The following is a 19,387-nucleotide window of genomic DNA, read 5'->3' as shown; positions in this document are numbered from 1 at the left end:
TCTAGTGTCATTAGTATAGTCTATAATCCCCCATAAATCAAGAGGATAATTAAGAAAAATGTATTTAATTAAAATAAGTCGAAAATGCTTGTACGAAAATATATACAGTAAAGGTATTCGTAAAATAACACGTAATATTCGAAAAATATGAAAAATACATGTAAAATGTGTTAATTTAATCCCATATATTAATAGGAAGTAAGTTAAAACATACAAAAAATTAAAAAATATACTTGCAAAAGTATAAAATATGTTGTATATTAGAGTTACGAAAACGATTAAGTTTTAAAATATCCTGTTTAAAAGAGTTATTACCGAGTATAATAAACAGAGCAGTACATAAAACCGACATTTTTAATTGGAGGAAATACAAATGGTATCTATGAAGGATATAGCCCAAAAATGTGGGGTATCAGTGGCTACAATAAGCAAAGCACTAAATGATCATAGTGATATTGGAGAGTCCACGAAGGAGTTTATTAGAAAAACGGCAAAAGAAATGGGATATTTTCCGAATTCATCGGCGCGAGCGTTAAAAACAAACAGAACCTATAATATAGGAGTGCTGTTTGTGGATGAGGCTCAGAGTGGTTTGACCCATGAATATTTTTCCCACGTGCTGGATAGCTTTAAAGTAGCGGCAGAACAGGAAGGATATGACATTACCTTTATCAACCGAAACAAAGTACATAGCTCCATGTCTTATCTGGAGCACAGCAAGTATCGGGGGGTGGACGGTGTTGTTATAGCGTGTGTGGACTTTCATGATCCTGAGGTTTTAGAATTGGTCAGAAGCGATTTACCGGTTGTTACGATCGACTATACTTTCAACAATCGGATTGCAGTGATATCTGACAATATTAAGGGCATGAAGGATCTGATCACTTATATCTATGAAATGGGTCATAGAAAAATCGCATATATTCACGGTGCCGATTCTTCGGTAACCCAGAATCGTGTGGGGAGCTTTTACAAGACTCTGGACAGTTTGGGGATAGTTGTACCGGATGAATATGTGAAGGAGGGTATTTACCACGATACGGAATCCTCCGCTATATTGACAAGAGAGCTTTTGAATTTAGCAAATCGTCCTACCTGTATTATTTACCCGGATGACTTCTCCAGTATCGGTGGCATCAATGTGATAAAGGAGAGGGGACTTAAAATTCCGGATGATATTTCGGTAGTGGGTTACGATGGTTTAAGACTCTCGCAGGTTTTGGATCCAAGGCTTACAACCTTGAAGCAGGATACGAAAAATCTTGGAAGGTTGGCGGCAAAGAAGCTGATTCAGCTAATCGAGAAACCAAAGTCAGCGGTAATTGAAAGAGTAATAGTAGAAGGCGTGGTTTTAGAGGGTGAATCGGTAAAACGAATCGGTGGTAACAGTTAGAGTTTATAACTGTACGACAATAACCCAATTAATTAAATTAAGGGAGGAAAAGGAATATGAAGAAAAAAATGTTGGCGCTAGCACTGGCAGCATCAATGGTAACACTTTCACTTGCAGGTTGTGGTAGTTCGGGAACTACTTCAACAGAAGCTACAACAACCGAGACGACGGACACAACAGAAGCGGCAGACACGACTGAGGTGACAGACACAGCAGATGCGGCAGCAGCAGAGACAGCAGAAGAGGAAATTCCTGAAAATGAAATTATAGGTAATCCGGATGCTGAAGATGCTTTCTATGTTTACTGTTGGAATGCAGATGTAATGAACAACGTTATTAAGTACTTTGCAGAAGCCTATCCGGAAGATGCAGACAGAATCGTATACGTAAACACAGGTGGTACTGACTACTATCAGACTAAGATTGATGCGTTGTTAGAAGATCCGACAAATCCACAGTATCCAGATATGATTGCTATGGAAATGGATTACATCATGAAGTATACAGAAAGTGATTATACACTTCCGGTAACGGACCTTGGCATTACAGAAGCAGATATGAAGAATATGTATCAGTACACAATTGATGCTGCAACTGTAGACGGACAGGTAAAAGGATTATCATGGCAGGCAGCTCCTGGTGCAATGATGTATCGCAGAAGCTTGGCAGAGAAGTATCTTGGAACATCTGATCCGGATAAGGTTCAGGAATTCTTTAAAGACTGGGATACCATGCTTGCAACAGGAAAGAAAATTCTTGAAGCTTCCAACGGCGAGACAAAATTATTCTCAGGTGTTGATGATGTAAAACGTGTATATCAGGCTTCAAGAGAAAATGCTTGGTATGATGAGAATTCTGTTGTATCAGTAGAAGATACCATGTTAAACTACATGGATTATGCAAAAGCATTACAGGATGCAGGCTTGACAAACGGCACATCACAGTGGAGCGATGAGTGGGCAGCAAACGTAAAGAACGATAACACATTTGCTTATATGGGATGTACTTGGTTCTTGCACTGGACATTGAAGGCAAACAGCGGCGGCGAAAAGGTTGGAGAAGGAACTTACGGCGACTGGGCTATGTGCGCAGGTCCTCAGGCTTACTATTGGGGTGGTACATGGTTAGGTGCAACCGCAGGATGCTCTGATCCGGAGTTTGCTGGAAAGATTATGAAGGCAGCTACTTGTGATACTGAGATTATGAAAAATATCTGTAGAGGTTCTTTGGATTATGTAAACAATAAAGAAGCAGTTGCTGCATTAAGTCAAGAAGGCGTTGGAAAATATGACTTCCTTGGCGGTCAGGATTTCTTAGCATACTTCTCACCTCTTGCAGAGAAAATTGACCTTCCGGCTATGTGCGCAGAAGACTTATATATTACAAATGCATTTGATGATCAGGTAAGTGCTTATGTAAACGGACAAAAGGATAAAGATACAGCAGTGCAGGATTTCAAGGCTTATGTAGTTGACCTGTACCCTTACTTGTCAGAGTAGGTAAAGGCTGATGAGCAGGATGTAACATGGAGCCTGCAAACCATTGTTATGCCAGTACATTTTGTGCTGGCATAACAAAAATTATCATCATTTTAACTATTTTATAGCACCAAAATAGGAAAGATGATTTAGACTTTGGAGCTATAAAATAGCTAAAATTATAAAAGGTAAGGAGTGAAAAGCAATATGGCTGATATTAGTCAGAAAAACAATGTGAGGAAGAAAAGAAGAACAGTAGAATACGGACGGTACGGATATCTGTTTATTGCCCCATTTTTTATTGTATATGCAATCTTTCAGTTGTGGCCATTGATTTATACAATATGGATGAGTTTTATGGAATATTACTCAAAGGGATTAAAGGTAGTCGGACCGAACTTCATTGGCTTCAAAAACATAGCCAATGCGTTCATTAACACAGGAAAAGAGGGTGCGGTACTGTTTGATACCTTTACCTTTAAAGCATTGGGAAATACGATTTTTATGTGGATGCTTAACTTTATACCACAGATTCTTCTATCTTTGTTATTGGCTTCTTGGTTTACCGATACAAGAGTTAAACTGAAGGCACAGGGAGCCTTTAAAGTAACAATGTTTATGCCGAATATCATCACAGCGGCGAGTCTTGCAGTATTATTCTATTCCCTGTTCAGTATTAACGGACCTATGACACAATTTTTAAAAAATCTAAGTGTTATTCCAGCGAACTATGACTTTATGGATCACAAGCTTCCTACCCAGCTATTGATTGCATTTATTCAGTTCTGGATGTGGTATGGAAATACGATGATTGTCTTGATTGCCGGAATATTAGGTATCAGTCCTAGCTTATATGAGGCATCCAGGGTGGATGGGGCGAGCAGCAAACAGATTTTCTTTCACATTACATTGCCTCTTCTAAAGCCGATCACATTATTTGTATTGGTAACATCTGCAATCGGCGGCTTACAGATGTATGATATTCCTTCCTTGTTCAACGTAAATCAAGGCGGAGACGGTCTTCCGGATTTTGCTTCGACCACGATTACAATGTACATAAGAAAGCTTACCTTGGCAAGTAAAGACTTTGGTAAAGCGGGAGCAGCTTCGGTTGTATTATTCTTAGTAACACTTATTATCAGTATGTTCTTTTTCTTTGTTCTTGGTGACAATGAGGAAAAGAAGTCTAGAAAAAGGAAGAAAGGAGCATAAGCATGAGTACACGAGCAGTTCCTATTAAGGAAATGAAAACTTCGGGCGACAACTTAGAAAGCCTGAGCAAAAATATAAGACGACAAAAATTATTTCGAAACATCATTTGTATTTTATTATGTATCATGAGTATATTGCCTTTTTACATATTGATAATCAATGCAACAAGACCAAGTGCTGCGATACAGCAGGGATTATCCTTCTTGCCGGGCAACCAGTTTTTCTCGAACATTGCTAAGCTTGCCGATAAGTCGGCAGGAGTCGGAACGCCTGTTGTGAAGGCTATGCTTAACAGTCTTACCATATCGGTTCCGGCAACGATATTTACCGTATATTTCTCCAGTATGACGGCATACGGAGTGTATGTATATGATTTTAAACTCAGAAGATTTGCATGGTCCTTTATCCTTGCAATTATGATGATACCGACACAGGTTTCCATCATCGGATTTTATAAGTTCATGATTCAAATTGGATTAAACGATTCCTACTTACCGCTTATTATTCCGGCGATTGCAGCTCCGGCCACTGTATTTTTCATGAGACAGTACATGAAGACCGCATTGCCGTTAGAAATCATTGATGCGGCAAGAATTGACGGATCAGGAGAGTTTTACACCTTTAACACGATAGCGGTACCGCTTATGAAACCGGCTATCGCAACACAGGCGATATTTGCCTTCATCGCTTCATGGAACAACCTGTATACACCATCAATTATTCTTTCTTCTTCTACAAAGTATACATTGCCGATGTTTGTGCAGGTGCTTCGAAGTGAGCAGTTCCGCTCTGATTACGGAGTTATCTATGTAGGCTTGCTGCTTACTGTATTACCATTATTTGTAGTTTACTTTGCATTATCGAAATACATTATTGCGGGAGTTGCACTCGGGGGAGTGAAAGAATAGAATGAAATGAATGAAAGCCATCAGCACTATGCCGATGGCTTTTCATAAGGCTTTTTCAAGATACAAAAGTTTTGACGTTCAATGTTGTATTTGCGTAGAAATCATGCTATACTTAAAAATATTACTTTTACAATAATAGCAAGGAGGACATATTATGGAAAAAACCCAAAATTCTGCAAATCAACAAAGTAAAAAAAGTACGCAAAACGGAAACGAAATCACTCAGAACCAGGAACGCTCCGTCTGTTCTCCAGAGTTTCCAGATGGATGCATAGATGTAGAGACAGGCGAAACCGAAAACTAGTTTAACTATACCAAACCCCAAACAGCCCGCAAGCTATTATAGTTTGCAGGCTGTTTGTTTTATTCTTTTTAGACAATATTGATCAAATTACTATGGTATTTAGTTTTACCTAAAAGGACATGATCATAAAAGCTTTGCTTCCAATCGATATAATCAATGGCAGCCGGCAGTTCCTAAATCTTAAGCTCCTAAATTATCGGGTAAAACCCAATATTCACTTCGTTCGTGCTTAGTTTTCTTCCGATAATTTACATTATCAGAAGTAAAAATCACTTCTGATAACGCTCCAAAACGTTGTTTTGTCGCTAAATTATCAGGTAAAACCAAATACTCGCGTCGCTCGTGCTTGGTTTTCTTCCGATAATTTATATTATGTGCACGAATGCAAGTGGAAGATGTCATTTCGTGACTGCATTTGGCGCGATAAAGTGCCAAGTTCCACGGGAGCGAGAGAGAGGGAATTGATACGGGCTTGCCCGTTTTGGAATTACAATATCATATGAACAATTGTGTCAATAATGATTTCCTTCATAACCTGCTCGTCCACACACGCATGATTGTGATATAACGTTTCATGACAAAAATTTTCTACCATATTATAAGCAATATGGAGCTTTTCGTGTGGATGTTCAATATGCAATCCGTGCAAGATAAGAATTTCGGCTAACTTGCCGATTAAGTTCTCCTCGAATTCTTTGAAAAAGTTGTTCACATCCTCATCCAAATGGGCCATGGCAGTAATTTCTTCATGTATTTTCAATGCAGAAAGATGTATATCCAGCGTGATATCGATAATATTTTCTACCGCAGTTCTCAAATCAATATCTGACTGGAAGGTTTGCAGGCTGTCCAACATGGACGTCTGAATATTTTCTTTCATATAGTCTAAGGCGGAGTTAAAAATATCCTTTTTATCAGCAAAATAATTATAAACAATACCGGTTGAAACACCGGCTCTTTTGGCGATTTCCGCTGTGTTAGTATTGTAATATCCCTTTTCGCAGAATAGTTCATATCCGGCTATTATAATTTTGTTTTTTTTCTCAATCGAGCGTTTTTGTTTTGGTTCTCTGATTTCCTGCAAAGCAAAAATACACCTCCTAATCGTAGTAATAATTTATTATAACTTTAAATAATAAAAAAGTAAATATGAAAAAAGTTTCATGTTTCTGTTGACAATAAAAAAGGAAATATTTATAATAAATATGAAATGGATTTCAGATTAATTGACAAGCATATAGCAGAAGGAGATAAATGAGTATGAAAAAAAAGTACTGGCTGAATGGGATCATAATTGTTTGTACCGCCGCAATTTTAATTGCAGGCTATACACTATATAGTAATAAACCGTTGAAGCTTACAACAGAGCAGACCTCCAAAAATTCAATCACGCAGATTGTGGAGGTGAGCGGAAATGTGGAAAGTGAAAACGTAAAGTCCTATTATTCTAATGTGACGGCAGGGATTTATGAAGTGGCAGTAAAAAAGGGAGACAGCGTAACGGCAGGGGAACAGCTGATTTCCTTTGATACGTCGGATTTGGAGAATGCCGTGGAACAGGCAAAACTTGGAACAAAAGCCAGTGATGCAGGGTATCAGGCAAGCGTGAACAGTAATGCAAAAAACAATGTGAATTATAACAATGCAGCGACCTCTCTCGAAATATTAGAACAGCAGATAGCCGATGAAAAAAATGCTGTTTCCAGTATACAGGAATCTCTTACAAGTGCACAGGAGGTGGCAGCAGAAATAACCGCGCTTACAACGCAGATGGCGGCTGTAACAGATGCGGCCCAACTAAAGAAGCAGCAAAAGCAGCTTGATGAGCTTCAGGAGAATTATGACAGTTATGATGTTGCCTCCTTAACCGGAGATTTGGCATATCACCAGACGGAGCTTACCCAGCTTCTGACTTCCCAGTCTGAATATAAAGCACAGCAAAAGACAGCGGATGCAAGCATGATTGACAGTGCCTCACGAGAACAGTTAAAGGCGGCGGGAGAGTCATCACAGCTTACACAAAGTCAGGCAGAAGAGGAGCTTTTAAAGGCAACACAGGGGATAACAGCAGAGTTTGACGGGATTGTGACAAGCCTGAATGTGGAGGAAGGAGCCATGGTGCCGAAGGGAACGAAGCTGTTGGTATTAGAAAGCTATGACGATTTAAAGGTAACGATGAATGTATCGAAGTATGATATCGGCAAAATTGAAGAGGGGCAAAAGGCAACAGTCAGCGTTGCGGGAAATAAATATGACGCAACAGTCAGTAAAATTAATAAGATGGCAGAAGTAGAAGGTTCTGATAAGCCGGAGGTTTTGGTAGAGCTGCATATTGAGAAGCCGGATGATAAAATTTACATAGGTCTGGAGGCAGACGCAGATATATTGATACAAGAAAAAACAGATATTCTTGCGGTATCTTCCTTGGCGGTGTATACGGATGATGAAGGAGATTACTGCTATGTTATTGAAAACGGAGTGATAGCCAAAAAGTATTTTTCTAAGGGAATTGAAGGAAATAATCTGGTAGAGGTTGTAGATGGGTTGACAGAAGGAGAGCAGGTCATAACAGATGCGGTTACCGATAGCAGCATCGGGAAAAAGGCATCAGGAATTAGGGGGTAGCAGAATGGGGAATCCAATTATTGAATTTAAGCAGGTTGCAAAATCCTACCAACGCGGTGACCGAATTTTTTATGCATTAAACCATGTCAATTTAGTGATAAATGAAGGAGAGATGGTAGTGATACTGGGACCCAGCGGTGCAGGCAAAAGTACTCTTTTGAATCTGCTCGGAGGAATGGACACTGCCTCAGAAGGCTCGATTATTTTTGAAGGAAAGGATATTACAAAATATAACGATAACCAGCTCACGGAGTACCGTGCGAGAAATGTAGGTGTTGTATTTCAGTTTTATAATTTAATACCGACCCTAACTGCATATGAAAACGTTGCGCTGATGAAGGATATCGAAGAAAATACCCTTGATCCAAAGGAATGTCTAAAGGCGGTTGGACTGGAAGAACATATGCACCAGTTTCCGGCACAGATGTCGGGAGGAGAACAGCAAAGGACCTCCATTGCCAGGGCATTGGCTAAGAATCCGAAGCTTTTATTATGTGATGAGCCTACGGGTGCTCTCGATACGGAGACGGGACGAGGGGTACTCGAATTGCTGCAAAAGATGAGCAGTGAGAAGAAACACACGGTTATTATGGTGACTCACAACAGCTTCTTTGCAGAGATTGCAGATAAGGTGATACGGGTGAAAAACGGCGGAATAGAAAGTATTACAATAAATGAGAACCCGATTGATGCAAATGAGGTGAGCTGGTAATGCTAAAACATAAATTATGGCGGGATTTATTGAAAAATAAGATGCAGTTTATTTCTATTTTTCTTATGTCTTTTTTGGGACTGATGGTTTTTGTCGGGTTGGATGCAGAAGGAAACGGGCTTGGTTCCTCCGCATCTTCTTATTATGAGGAGACAAATCTGGCAGATTTGTGGGTGATGGGTAAAACTTTCACCAGTGAGGATGTAAAGCAAATCAGCCAAATAGCAGGAATTAATCATGCAAGCAGAAGATTGCAGCTTAGTGGAACCGCCAATCTGGATAACAATCCATATATGGAGTTGAATTTTATAGAAGAAAATGAGGTATCCCGGCTCTTTATAAAAAGCGGAGTGGAATTTAATGCGCAGGAAGAGGGGATTTGGCTGGATGAATTATTTGCCAAGGAGCAGAAATTGGACGTCGGGGATACCATCACCATTGAATTCAACGGCTTGAGAATTACAGAGGAAATCAAAGGATTGATTATTCATCCGGAATATGTGTTTTATTTGGCGGATGAGGGAGCGATGATGCCTGATTACGGCGCTTATGGCTATGGCTTTTTGTCCGGCAAGGAATTTCCTGTCCAGGAGCAGCTCGTATATAATCAGATAATCGTTGATATGGATAAACAGCAAGATATAACAAGAATGAAAGACAGTATAAAAGCTGCGCTGGACTCAAAAGATTTGGTGGTGACAGATCGAAAGCAGGATTTAAGCTATGCGACCTTTGACGGAGAAAAGGAACAGCATATCATGATGGGCTTTTTATTTCCTGTAGTATTTTTGCTGATTGCTATATTAGGTATCGTGACGACTATGACACGTATGACTGCCAATCAGAGGATTCAAATAGGTACATTAAAGGCGTTAGGTTTTACTAAGAATACCATCACAAACCACTATATGTCTTACGGATTTTTTATCAGTCTGGTGGGAGGCATTACGGGAGCCTGCGTGGGATGGCTTTATTTGCCGCTTCTTTTTCGAGCAAACATGATGGAGGCGTATATTCTTCCAGTTTGGAAAACGACGGTTTCAAACAACTCCTATCTGGCAATCATTATCAATGTACTTGTTTCGACGCTGGTAAGCTATCTGGCATGCAGAAGAGAGTTGAGAGACCCTCCTGCAATAACGTTAAAGCCTCCGGTCCCAAAGAAAAGCAAGCCTACCTTTATTGAAACAAGCAAGATATGGGATCAACTCAGTTTTTCTGTGAAGTGGAATTATCGAGATATGATTCGGAATAAAATGCGTACTCTTATGGGGGTAGTGGGAGTCATAGGCTGTACGATGCTTATGGTGTGTGCCTTTGGAATGAAGGATTCGGTTGGTGATATGGCATATTGGATGTACGAGGAGCTGATGACAAGCAATACCAAAATTCTTTTTAATGAAAAAACAGCCGCTTCCAGCAAGATTGATTACGCGAACCAGTATGCGGGACAGCTCATTGAAGAAAGTTCAATTGAAATAGCGGCGGAGGATGTCATAAAAACAGGAAGCATTACGGTACTGGATGACGGAAATTATATTCATTTTCAGAATGAAGAGCTCGACCACATGAAGTTGAGTCGAAATGGAATTGCGCTTTCCTATAAGATGGCCCAAAATCTTGGCGTAGAGGTTGGAGATTTTATCAAATGGCATATGATAGGAGATGAGCGTTGGGTGATGACAAGGATTGAACAGTTGTATCGCTCCCCTTCCAATCAAGGAATTTCCATGAACCGAGAGACCTTTGAAAAGTTGGAATATGCATTTGAACCTACGGCGTTGCTGACGAATCAGACGCCACAGAATAATTTGGCAGATAAAGATGATATTCAGGGCATTCAAAACATATCTCAGCTAAAAGAAGATATGGACGAAACCATGGAAATGATGAATATCATGGTCGGTATTTTAATTGCAGCCGCTGTTGTTCTTGGAATTGTAGTTTTATACAATCTTGGAGTGCTTACCTTTGTAGAGAAGACCAGAGAAATTGCAACCTTAAAAGTGCTTGGTTTTAGCAGCAGAAAAATCAGAGGGATTTTGCAGGCACAAAATGTATGGGTAACGGTGGCAGGTATTCTGATTGGTATGCCAATCGGTTATCAATTTCTTGCAGTCCTTTGTTCCACCCTATCGGAAGCACAGGATATGGTGCCGGTGGTATCTGCTTTATCCTATGCTTACTCCATGCTGGGAACCTTTTTGGTATCCATGCTTGTAAATGCCTTGTTGTCCGGCAAGGTAAAAACGATTGATATGGTGGATGCTCTAAAAGGAGTGGAATAAACAGAATAATCTGGTCAGGCTGTTAATGATGCAAGGTTTTATACATATTGGTGTGAAGGCAATATTCTTCATAGAACGGATTGCCTTTCGCAAGATAGCCCTGTTTTTCATAAAATCCGGCAGCTCTTGTCTGGGCGGCAAGGTAAATTTCCTGCCCTCCGTCCTCGGTAATCAGTTTTTCTGCCTCATGTAACAGTTTTGCGCCAAGCTCTTTTCCGCGATATGCTTTTGCAACCGCAATACGTCCGACGGCATAGGAAGCTTTTTCTTTGTTCCAATAATAACGGCAGGTTGCAACCGGTATTTCATCTTCAAACAGAAGCAGGTGCACGGCGATATCATCGATGGAATCAAATTCCTCGGTGAAGCCTTGCTCCTTTACAAACACATCTGTTCTTAGCTGTATTGCTCCTTCGGGTAAATAATTATATTTTTTGATTAACATATTGTCCTCCTTTATACAAAAGGCATTCAAAAACAAACCTTATAGTGTGGAAAGCCACACCGTACCTGCGGTCTGTTTTTGAATGCCTTATATGCTTCTTCCGGTGAAGAATGCATCAGCTTTTCTATTTTTTTAGATTATACTGAAAAAGGCATCAGATGTCAAGTTATCGTCACTTTTTTAATTGAGTTTGCCCAAGAGAAGTAGTATAATAGAGAGGAATAAGCAAAAAAGATACGTTCTGTTTGCGAATTCCAACTTACAATCTGATTTCAAAGATAGATTCTGCGAAAAAAGGCATGATAACATAATTGTGAATGAAGCCGACGTATGCCTTATATTTTCTTAAATATAGGGCATTTTTTAGTCTTTAAATGGATTGTAAATGTATTAAGAATAGAAAAACAACGGAGGAAGAGAAATGGGAAAGGGTTTTAAGAAGAAAAGAAAAACGTTAATCGCGTCACTGTTGGTACTTGTCTGTATGATGCAGCTATGGGGCTGCGCGAAAACAAATGACGAGGGTGCGGATATCAGAGTTGGGGCATTGAAGGGACCTACCTCCATCGGCTTGATGAGCATGATGGATCAGTCCTCCAAAGGTGAAACAAAAAATAATTACACCTTTACAATGGAAGCCTCAGCGGATACGTTACTTCCTCTTATCATCAAGAAGGAGCTGGATATCGCTCTTGTGCCTGCCAATGTGGCAAGTGTTCTCTATGCGAAGACGGAGGGACAAATTTCCGTTATTGACATTAATACGCTGGGAGTCTTGTATATGGTATCAGCAGACAGCAGTATCACCTCACTTGAGAGCTTAAAGGGAAAGACAGTGTATCTGACAGGAAAGGGAACAACGCCGGATTATGTACTTTCGTATCTTTTGGCGCAGGCAGGGATTGCCGATGAGGTGACGCTTGAATACAAGTCGGAGGCGACCGAGGTGGCAGCCGTTTTAAGTGAAGAGCCGGAGAGTATCGGATTGTTACCACAGCCTTTTGTGACGGCAGCATTGGCGCAAAACGATAAGCTTTCTATCGTGATGGATTTAAATGAAGAATGGAATCATGCACAGGGAGAAGGCGGCAGTATGCTCGTGACAGGCGTTACGATTGTAAGAAATGAATTTTTACAGGAGCATGAGAGCGCAGTCTTACATTTCATGAAGGAGCATAAGGAGAGCGCTGCTTATGCAAATGAAAATCCCGCAGAGACGGCAACGCTTGTGGCAGAGGCAGGAATCATTGAGAAAGCGGCAATTGCAGAAAAAGCAATTCCGTTTTGTAACATTACTTATATAGACGGAGCAGACGCAAAAACAGCGCTGGAAGGTTATTTGCAGGTATTGTTTGAACAAAATGCAGAATCGGTAGGAGGGGCACTTCCGAATGAAGATTTCTACTATATTTCAGATGAAAAATAAGAAACCAACGTTTCGAAAGCTCACCATTTTCCTGTTTTGGATAGTGGTCTGGCAATTGGCGGCACTCGTTATTCAAAATGAGATTCTGCTTTCTGGTCCGTTCACAGTGTTGAAAGAACTGGCTTCGGATTTACAGGAGATTGAGTTTTATCGAACTGTTCTTATGTCGTTGACCAGGATTATGGGCGGCTTTCTGCTTGGTCTTGCGGTGGGTATGCTTTTTGGAATTGCAGCTTTTTTCAAACCGTTTTTGGAGGAACTATTCTCACCGGTGATTTCACTTTTAAAATCGATACCGATTGCATCGTTTGTTGTGCTGCTTTTGATATGGACGGGTTCGCGTTATCTGGCTGTTTTTATCGCCTTTTTGGTTGTGTTTCCGAATGTGTATCTTCACACGATGCGAGGGCTTAAAAGCACGGACAAAAAGCTGCTTGAGATGGCACAGGTATTTCGCATGGGTGTCGGGAAGAAGTTTTTTTACTTATATTTTCCGGCAATGCTTCCGTTTTTAATCAGTTCAATTGAGATTTCAATCGGAATGAGCTTTAAGTCGGGAGTGGCGGCAGAGGTAATCGGAACACCCGATTTTTCCTTTGGCGAGCGGCTTTATATGGCAAAGATTCACTTAAATACCGCAGGTGTGTTCGCATGGACGATTGTTATTATATTGGCAAGCTATGTGATGGAAAAGCTTGTGCTTTGGCTTGTGGGGCGGTATAAGACAGTATATCCGCTGCGAGGGTCTGGCGTGCGTGCGGTAAGAGGAGTGGAGACGAGAAGGGCTGAAAAGAAACAGATAGCCAACAGACCGGCTTCACAGGAAAAAATTCAAATCAGACATCTGTCTAAGAGCTATCAAGGAAAAGAAGTGCTTTGCGACATCAACCTTGAGCTTGAACGGGGAAAGACTTACTGTCTGATGGCTCCATCCGGCGGCGGAAAGACAACACTTTTTCATATCCTGCTTGGATTAGTTAAGGCAGATGCGGGAGAGATAAAGGAAATTGACCTTTCCGATACAGCAGCGGTATTTCAGGAGCCGCGCCTGTTGGAGGAATATAGTGCGAGAGATAATGCCTTTTTGTTTGGAGAGTTTTCCAAAGGAAGGTCTTTGGAAGAAACAGAATACGAAAGACTGCTGCCAAAAGAGAGCACAGGTAAGGCGGCAAAGGAATTGAGCGGCGGCATGCAAAGGCGGGTTGCAATCCTTCGAGCGATGAATAAGGGCGCATCCTTTATCATACTGGACGAGCCATTTTCTGGTTTGGACGAGGAGACAAAGCGGATTACGGCTACTTATATTTTGGAGAAGAAGAAAAATGCAACCTTATTGGTATCCACCCACAATAGGGAGGATATTCTTTTGTTAAAAGGAGAAATAATAGATGGAAACGAGAGTGGCTTTAATCGGAATCATGGTGGAGGAGCATGAGGCAGTGGAACAGCTCAATACTCTGCTAAGTCAATATGGCAAATTTATAATCGGAAGAATGGGAATTCCCTATCCGCAGAAGGAGGTTTCCCTGATCAGCATAGCAATTGATGCACCGGCGGACGAAATCAGCGCCTTGTCCGGGAAAATCGGAAGACTGAAAGGGATTTCGGCAAAGGTTATTTATCAAAAAGGCAAACAGGCATAAAGTCTGAATGGAGGAATATGCGAGAACTGATTGAGAAGCTTGACCGGATTGGCGAGCTTGAAAAAACGGAATATATACAGTTATTAAAGCACATGACGAAAGAAGAGGAAGCCTATTTACATGAGCTTGCAGTGAAAAAAGCAGAGGAGTACTACAAAAAGGAGATTTATATCAGAGGCTTGATTGAATTTACGAACTATTGTAAAAATGACTGCTATTACTGCGGCATACGAAGAAGCAACCCAAATGCGGCAAGATATCGCCTGACCAAGAAAGAGATACTGGAATGCTGCGAGGAAGGCTATGGGCTTGGATTTCGCACCTTTGTTCTGCAAGGGGGCGAGGATGGGTATTATACCGACGATGAGCTGGAAGGGATTATAATGGCTATGAAAGAAAGTTATCCAGACTGTGCGATAACGCTTTCCATCGGAGAAAGAAGCTATGAAGCCTATCTGCGGTTTTATCAGGCAGGAGCGGATCGTTATCTGCTTCGGCATGAGACTGCAAATGAGGAACATTACGGCAGACTGCACCCGGAGAGGCTGTTACTTAAAAATCGCAAGGAATGTCTGTATCACCTGAAGGAAATCGGCTACGAGGTAGGCTGTGGTTTTATGGTCGGTTCCCCTTATCAGACGATGGAGAATATTGTGGAGGATTTGTTGTTTATCAAGGAATTGTCACCGCAGATGGTCGGCATTGGACCTTTTATTTCCCATAAGGATACGCCGTTTAAGGATTTTGAAAACGGTTCGGTTGAACTAACCTTAAACCTGATTTCCATTTTGCGTCTGATGCTTCCGAATATTTTAATTCCGGCTACCACGTCGCTTGGAACGCTTGACGGCAAGGGGAGAGAAAAAGGAATACTGGCGGGTGCCAATGTATTGATGCCAAATCTTTCTCCTGTCAGTGTGCGGAAAAAATATATGCTCTATGACAATAAGATTTGCACGGGAGACGAAGCGGCAGAGTGCAGACAGTGTTTAAACAGAAGAGTGGAAGCAATCGGCTATAAGATTGTATCGGCAAGAGGAGACTGTAAGCCTCTCTCTCCGAATGAAAAAGGAGACGAATAGTATGTATAATGTAAAATCATCAAAAGCAGAGGAATTTATCAACCATGAGGAGATAGTAGAGTCCCTTCGGTATGCCGAGGAGAACAAGTCAAACAGAGAGCTGATTGACAGCTTGATCGAACGGGCGAGAGACTGTAAAGGGCTTAGCCACCGAGAGGCTTTGGTTTTGCTGGAATGTGATATCGAAGATTTGAACGAGAAGCTGTATGCACTTGCAAAGGAAATTAAGCAGAAAATATATGGGGACAGAATTGTTATGTTTGCCCCGCTTTACCTGTCAAATTATTGTGTCAACGGTTGCGTTTACTGTCCTTACCATATGAAAAATAAGCATATCAAGAGAAAAAAACTGACACAGGAGGAAATCCGCGAGGAGGTTATTGCCTTGCAGGATATGGGGCATAAGCGTCTTGCACTTGAAACCGGTGAGGATCCTGTCAACAATCCGATTGAATATGTGCTTGAGAGCATTGAGACAATTTATGGCATCAAGCATAAAAACGGAGCAATCCGCCGTGTAAACGTAAATATTGCAGCCACAACGGTGGAAAATTATAAGAAGCTGCAAGAGGCAGGAATCGGAACTTATATTTTATTCCAGGAGACGTACCATAAAGAAAACTACGAGGCGCTCCATCCGACAGGTCCAAAGCATGATTATGCTTACCATACAGAGGCGATGGACAGGGCGATGGAAGGTGGAATTGACGATGTTGGCATCGGTGTATTGTTTGGGCTAAATATGTATAAATATGATTTTGCAGGGCTTCTCATGCACGCAGAGCATCTGGAAGCGGCTAAGGGAGTCGGTCCGCATACGATAAGTGTACCAAGAATCAGACCGGCGGACGATATCAATCCGGAGGAATATGAGAATGCCGTATCAGATGATTTGTTTGCTAAAATAGTAGCGGTTATCCGAGTGGCAGTTCCGTATACCGGAATGATTATCTCCACAAGAGAATCCCAAAGAACAAGGGAGAAGGTGCTTCGTCTTGGCGTATCCCAGATAAGCGGCGGTTCCCGCACAAGTGTCGGAGGCTATGTGGAGGAAGAGGCAAAGGAAGATAATTCAGCGCAGTTTGACGTAAGCGATACGAGAAGCCTCGATGAGGTGGTTAACTGGCTGCTAGAATTGGGATATATTCCAAGCTTTTGTACTGCCTGTTACAGAGAGGGACGGACAGGAGACCGCTTTATGCAGCTTGCGAAAGCAGGGCAGATAGCAAATTGCTGTCAGCCAAACGCACTTATGACGCTGAACGAATATTTGGAGGACTATGCCGCAAGCGATACAAAGAAATTAGGAAAAGCAGTCATAGAAGAGCAGCTTGACCATATAAAAAGTGATAAGGTAAAAGAGATAGCAAGAAAGCATATAGAAGAGATGGCAGACGGAATGAGAGATTTTCGATTCTGACAGGAGAAGGAGGTTCATATGAGTTTAACAAATACACCGAGGGCAAACCAGCTTCACATAGGAATTTACGGAAAGAGAAACAGCGGAAAGTCATCTCTGATGAATGCGATTACAAGCCAGGAGACAGCACTTGTCTCAGATGTGGCGGGAACAACCACCGACCCGGTTTATAAAACGATGGAGATAAGCGGGATAGGTCCTTGTGTCTTTATTGATACGGCGGGTTTTGATGATGTGGGTGAGCTGGGAAATAAGCGAATAGAGAAGACACATGAGGCAGTGCGAAAAACGGATATGGCAATTATAGTTTTTTCGGACACAGAGGTTGAAGCGGAAGCAGAATGGATTGAAAAGCTAAAGAAGGCAAATATTCCGATTATTCCGGTTATCAATAAGACAGACGTATTGAAACAGATATCTGATATTCAGGAGACTGTAAAAAAACTGACAGGCAAAGAGCCTATACGGATAAGCTGCAAGCACGGTGAGGGTATTGATACTTTACTGGAAGAGTTGCGGAGAAATGTTCCGGAGGATTATGAGGCAAAGAGTATTACGGGAAGTCTTGTAAAGGAGGGCGATATCGTTTTGCTTGTTATGCCGCAGGATATCCAGGCACCGAAGGGCAGGCTTATTCTGCCTCAGGTACAGACCATACGAGATTTATTGGATAATAAGTGCCTCGTGTTGTCCGCAACGACAGACAAACTGGAGGAAGCCTTGCAATCCCTTGCAAAGCCTCCGGCACTTATCGTTACTGATTCACAGGTTTTTCAGACTGTCTACGAGAAAAAGCCAAAAGAAAGCAGATTGACCTCCTTTTCGGTACTGTTTGCGAGATACAAGGGAGACATTGACTATTATACGACGAGTGCACCGGCGATTGGGACGCTGGCAAAGGATTCGCATGTGCTGGTTGCGGAGGCGTGTACCCATGCACCGTTGGCGGAGGATATCGGAAGAGAGAAGCTGCCGAGAATGCTTCGAAAGATAGCCGGGGAGGAGCTTGACGTTCAAATTGTAAGCGGAGCAGATTTCCCGAAGGATTTGTCGGGATATGATTTGATTATCCAGTGCGGTGCCTGTATGTTTAACAGAAAATATGTGCTAAACCGCATTGAGCAGGCAAAAAAGCAAAACGTACCGATGACAAATTATGGGGTTGCGATTGCCTATATAAGTGGTATACTAGATAAGATTGACTATTAAGAAAAGAAAAGGATATTTGAAATGAGTAAAAAAATGAGATTGTTCATTCCGTGTTACTATGCTTTTTTTGCAAACGGAATGATGGCGTTAGTATTAGGGTCCATCCTGACCTATTTGATTATGGAGGCTGATTTAAATTACAGTGTTGCGGGCGGTCTTTTATCTGCCTTTGCAATCGGAAATCTTCTGGCAAGTTTTATCAATCCTTATATCGCAGGAAAGATAGGCAGAAAAAAGACGACGATACTGTTATCGGCACTGGTACCGATTGATTTGTTTATCATATCTTTGGTTGCACCGGTACCGGTTTTGTACGTTGCCTGTATTCTGTTGGGAATCGGGAGAGGTTCTGTGAGCATTATCAACAACATGATTGTAAATGATTATGACGGAACACCGCTTGCCTTAAATCTGCTTCATATGACTTTTGCGTTTGGTGCCTTTTTAGCGCCGTTTCTCACCTCTGTTTTCATCACGGCGGGGCTCAATTGGAGATATATCATCTACACGGTTACGATACTGACGACAATATCAGTTATCGGCTATTGTTCCCTTCCACTGGAGGAGAATAAAAATCAGGCGAAAAAGAGCAAGGAAAAGAAAGAAAAAGACTTTTTCAAAAATGTGGATTTTTATTTCTGCGGCTTGCTGCTCTTTTTTTATCTAGGCGTAGAAAACTGTGTAAACGGCTGGTTTGTAACTTATTTTAAGGGCATCGGAATCATGAGCGACAACTATGCGACGAATCTCGTGTCGGTAACATGGATTGTCATTATGGTTGGAAGACTTGTCACAGGATATATGTCAAAGAAGATTTCCAAATATAAAATTATGCTGATTAACTGTGTATGTACGGTTGCATTTTTCATCCTGCTTATCTCTACAAAGGATTTGACTGTTATTACCGTTTCTGTTGTAGGACTTGGCTTCTTCTTTGCTGGAATTTATCCGACGGGAATTGCCAATGCAGGAGAGATGATTAAGGGCTCCACAGCGGGAATGTCTATGCTGCTTGCCATCGCTGCGCTCGGCGGGATTATCACGCCGCAGATTGTAGGAATTATCGCGGACGGCAGTGTGGGGCTTAGCGGAGCAATCGCATTTTTGAGTATCAATGTTGCGATGATGCTGTTGTTTGCGATTTTGAGCTATGTACGCTCGAAAAAAATTGTTGGTTTGCAGGCATAAATCTTTTTGCACAAGTCTATACGAAAAAACAAAAATACGATATACTATTAATAC

17 protein-coding genes are annotated in these 19,387 nt (G+C 41.4%); 15 read left to right on the top strand and 2 right to left on the bottom strand.

The genetic code is table 11. The annotated features are described in order from the left end of the window. The first annotated feature begins 373 nt into the window (after positions 1 to 373). The 5 genes from CTY48_RS10195 to CTY48_RS19695 all read left to right on the top strand — a co-directional run bounded on the left by CTY48_RS10195 (position 374) and on the right by CTY48_RS19695 (position 5,295). Complete coding sequence (locus CTY48_RS10195; protein ID WP_099468390.1) at positions 374 to 1,393, top strand: LacI family DNA-binding transcriptional regulator; 1,020 nt, start codon at positions 374 to 376, stop codon at positions 1,391 to 1,393. 56 nt (positions 1,394 to 1,449) lie between these two features. After that, positions 1,450 to 2,892: an ABC transporter substrate-binding protein gene (locus CTY48_RS10190; protein ID WP_099468389.1), complete on the top strand. Its 1,443-nt coding sequence runs from the start codon at positions 1,450 to 1,452 to the stop codon at positions 2,890 to 2,892. Between the two features lie 186 nt (positions 2,893 to 3,078). Next, the gene (locus CTY48_RS10185) at positions 3,079 to 4,083 is read left to right on the top strand and encodes a carbohydrate ABC transporter permease (protein ID WP_099468388.1); all 1,005 of its coding nucleotides are present in this window, start codon (positions 3,079 to 3,081) and stop codon (positions 4,081 to 4,083) included. Positions 4,084 to 4,085: 2 nt separating this feature from the next. After that, entirely contained in the window at positions 4,086 to 4,991 is a 906-nt protein-coding gene (locus CTY48_RS10180) for a carbohydrate ABC transporter permease (protein WP_236354880.1), read from the top strand. Positions 4,992 to 5,145: 154 nt separating this feature from the next. After that, entirely contained in the window at positions 5,146 to 5,295 is a 150-nt protein-coding gene (locus CTY48_RS19695) for a hypothetical protein (protein ID WP_180272702.1), read from the top strand. A 487-nt stretch (positions 5,296 to 5,782) separates the two neighbouring features. Here the strand turns inward: CTY48_RS19695 and CTY48_RS10175 are convergent, their stop codons facing one another. Further along, the gene (locus tag CTY48_RS10175) at positions 5,783 to 6,379 is read right to left on the bottom strand and encodes a TetR/AcrR family transcriptional regulator (RefSeq protein WP_180272701.1); all 597 of its coding nucleotides are present in this window, start codon (positions 6,377 to 6,379) and stop codon (positions 5,783 to 5,785) included. Between the two features lie 176 nt (positions 6,380 to 6,555). Between CTY48_RS10175 and CTY48_RS10170 the strand changes: the two genes are divergently transcribed. From CTY48_RS10170 to CTY48_RS10160, 3 genes are read left to right on the top strand one after another with little or no spacing between them, the layout of a single operon-like run. Beyond that, positions 6,556 to 7,920, top strand: coding sequence for an efflux RND transporter periplasmic adaptor subunit (locus CTY48_RS10170; protein WP_180272700.1), 1,365 nt, complete (start codon positions 6,556 to 6,558; stop codon positions 7,918 to 7,920). Between the two features lie 4 nt (positions 7,921 to 7,924). Then, on the top strand, positions 7,925 to 8,632 hold the full coding sequence (locus tag CTY48_RS10165; protein ID WP_099468385.1) for an ABC transporter ATP-binding protein: 708 nt from the start codon (positions 7,925 to 7,927) through the stop codon (positions 8,630 to 8,632). Beyond that, a complete protein-coding gene (locus CTY48_RS10160; RefSeq protein WP_099468384.1) occupies positions 8,632 to 10,920 on the top strand; it encodes an ABC transporter permease in 2,289 nt (762 codons plus the stop codon). Before CTY48_RS10165 ends, CTY48_RS10160 begins: the two co-directional genes overlap by 1 nt. A gap of 22 nt (positions 10,921 to 10,942) precedes the next feature. On the opposite strand, the gene CTY48_RS10155 is transcribed toward CTY48_RS10160, so the two are convergent. After that, positions 10,943 to 11,365, bottom strand: a complete 423-nt coding sequence (locus CTY48_RS10155) for a GNAT family N-acetyltransferase (protein WP_099468383.1) — start codon at positions 11,363 to 11,365, stop codon at positions 10,943 to 10,945. Between the two features lie 421 nt (positions 11,366 to 11,786). On the opposite strand from CTY48_RS10155, the gene CTY48_RS10150 reads away from it, so the two are divergent. From CTY48_RS10150 to CTY48_RS10120, 7 genes are read left to right on the top strand one after another with little or no spacing between them, the layout of a single operon-like run. Then, entirely contained in the window at positions 11,787 to 12,791 is a 1,005-nt protein-coding gene (locus CTY48_RS10150; RefSeq protein ID WP_099468382.1) for an ABC transporter substrate-binding protein, read from the top strand. After that, positions 12,757 to 14,226 (top strand): ATP-binding cassette domain-containing protein, encoded by a 1,470-nt coding sequence (locus CTY48_RS10145; RefSeq protein ID WP_099468381.1) that lies wholly within the window; start codon positions 12,757 to 12,759, stop codon positions 14,224 to 14,226. The genes CTY48_RS10150 and CTY48_RS10145 overlap by 35 nt, the downstream gene beginning before the upstream one ends. Beyond that, complete coding sequence (locus CTY48_RS10140; RefSeq protein ID WP_099468380.1) at positions 14,180 to 14,434, top strand: TM1266 family iron-only hydrogenase system putative regulator; 255 nt, start codon at positions 14,180 to 14,182, stop codon at positions 14,432 to 14,434. Before CTY48_RS10145 ends, CTY48_RS10140 begins: the two co-directional genes overlap by 47 nt. Before the next feature lie 17 nt (positions 14,435 to 14,451). Next, positions 14,452 to 15,516, top strand: coding sequence for a [FeFe] hydrogenase H-cluster radical SAM maturase HydE (hydE, locus tag CTY48_RS10135; protein ID WP_099468379.1), 1,065 nt, complete (start codon positions 14,452 to 14,454; stop codon positions 15,514 to 15,516). 1 nt (position 15,517) lies between these two features. Further along, entirely contained in the window at positions 15,518 to 16,936 is a 1,419-nt protein-coding gene (hydG, locus tag CTY48_RS10130; protein ID WP_099468378.1) for a [FeFe] hydrogenase H-cluster radical SAM maturase HydG, read from the top strand. Between the two features lie 18 nt (positions 16,937 to 16,954). Continuing rightward, complete coding sequence (hydF, locus tag CTY48_RS10125; RefSeq protein WP_099468377.1) at positions 16,955 to 18,145, top strand: [FeFe] hydrogenase H-cluster maturation GTPase HydF; 1,191 nt, start codon at positions 16,955 to 16,957, stop codon at positions 18,143 to 18,145. A gap of 12 nt (positions 18,146 to 18,157) precedes the next feature. After that, positions 18,158 to 19,333 carry an MFS transporter gene (locus CTY48_RS10120; RefSeq protein WP_328587820.1) on the top strand — a complete coding sequence of 392 codons (1,176 nt, stop codon included), beginning with the start codon at positions 18,158 to 18,160 and terminating at the stop codon, positions 19,331 to 19,333. Positions 19,334 to 19,387: the final 54 nt, after the last annotated feature.

Source organism: Konateibacter massiliensis, assembly GCF_900184995.1.
GTDB lineage: Bacteria > Bacillota > Clostridia > Lachnospirales > Lachnospiraceae > Lachnotalea > Lachnotalea massiliensis.
This window is presented reverse-complemented; position numbering and strand designations above follow the sequence as displayed.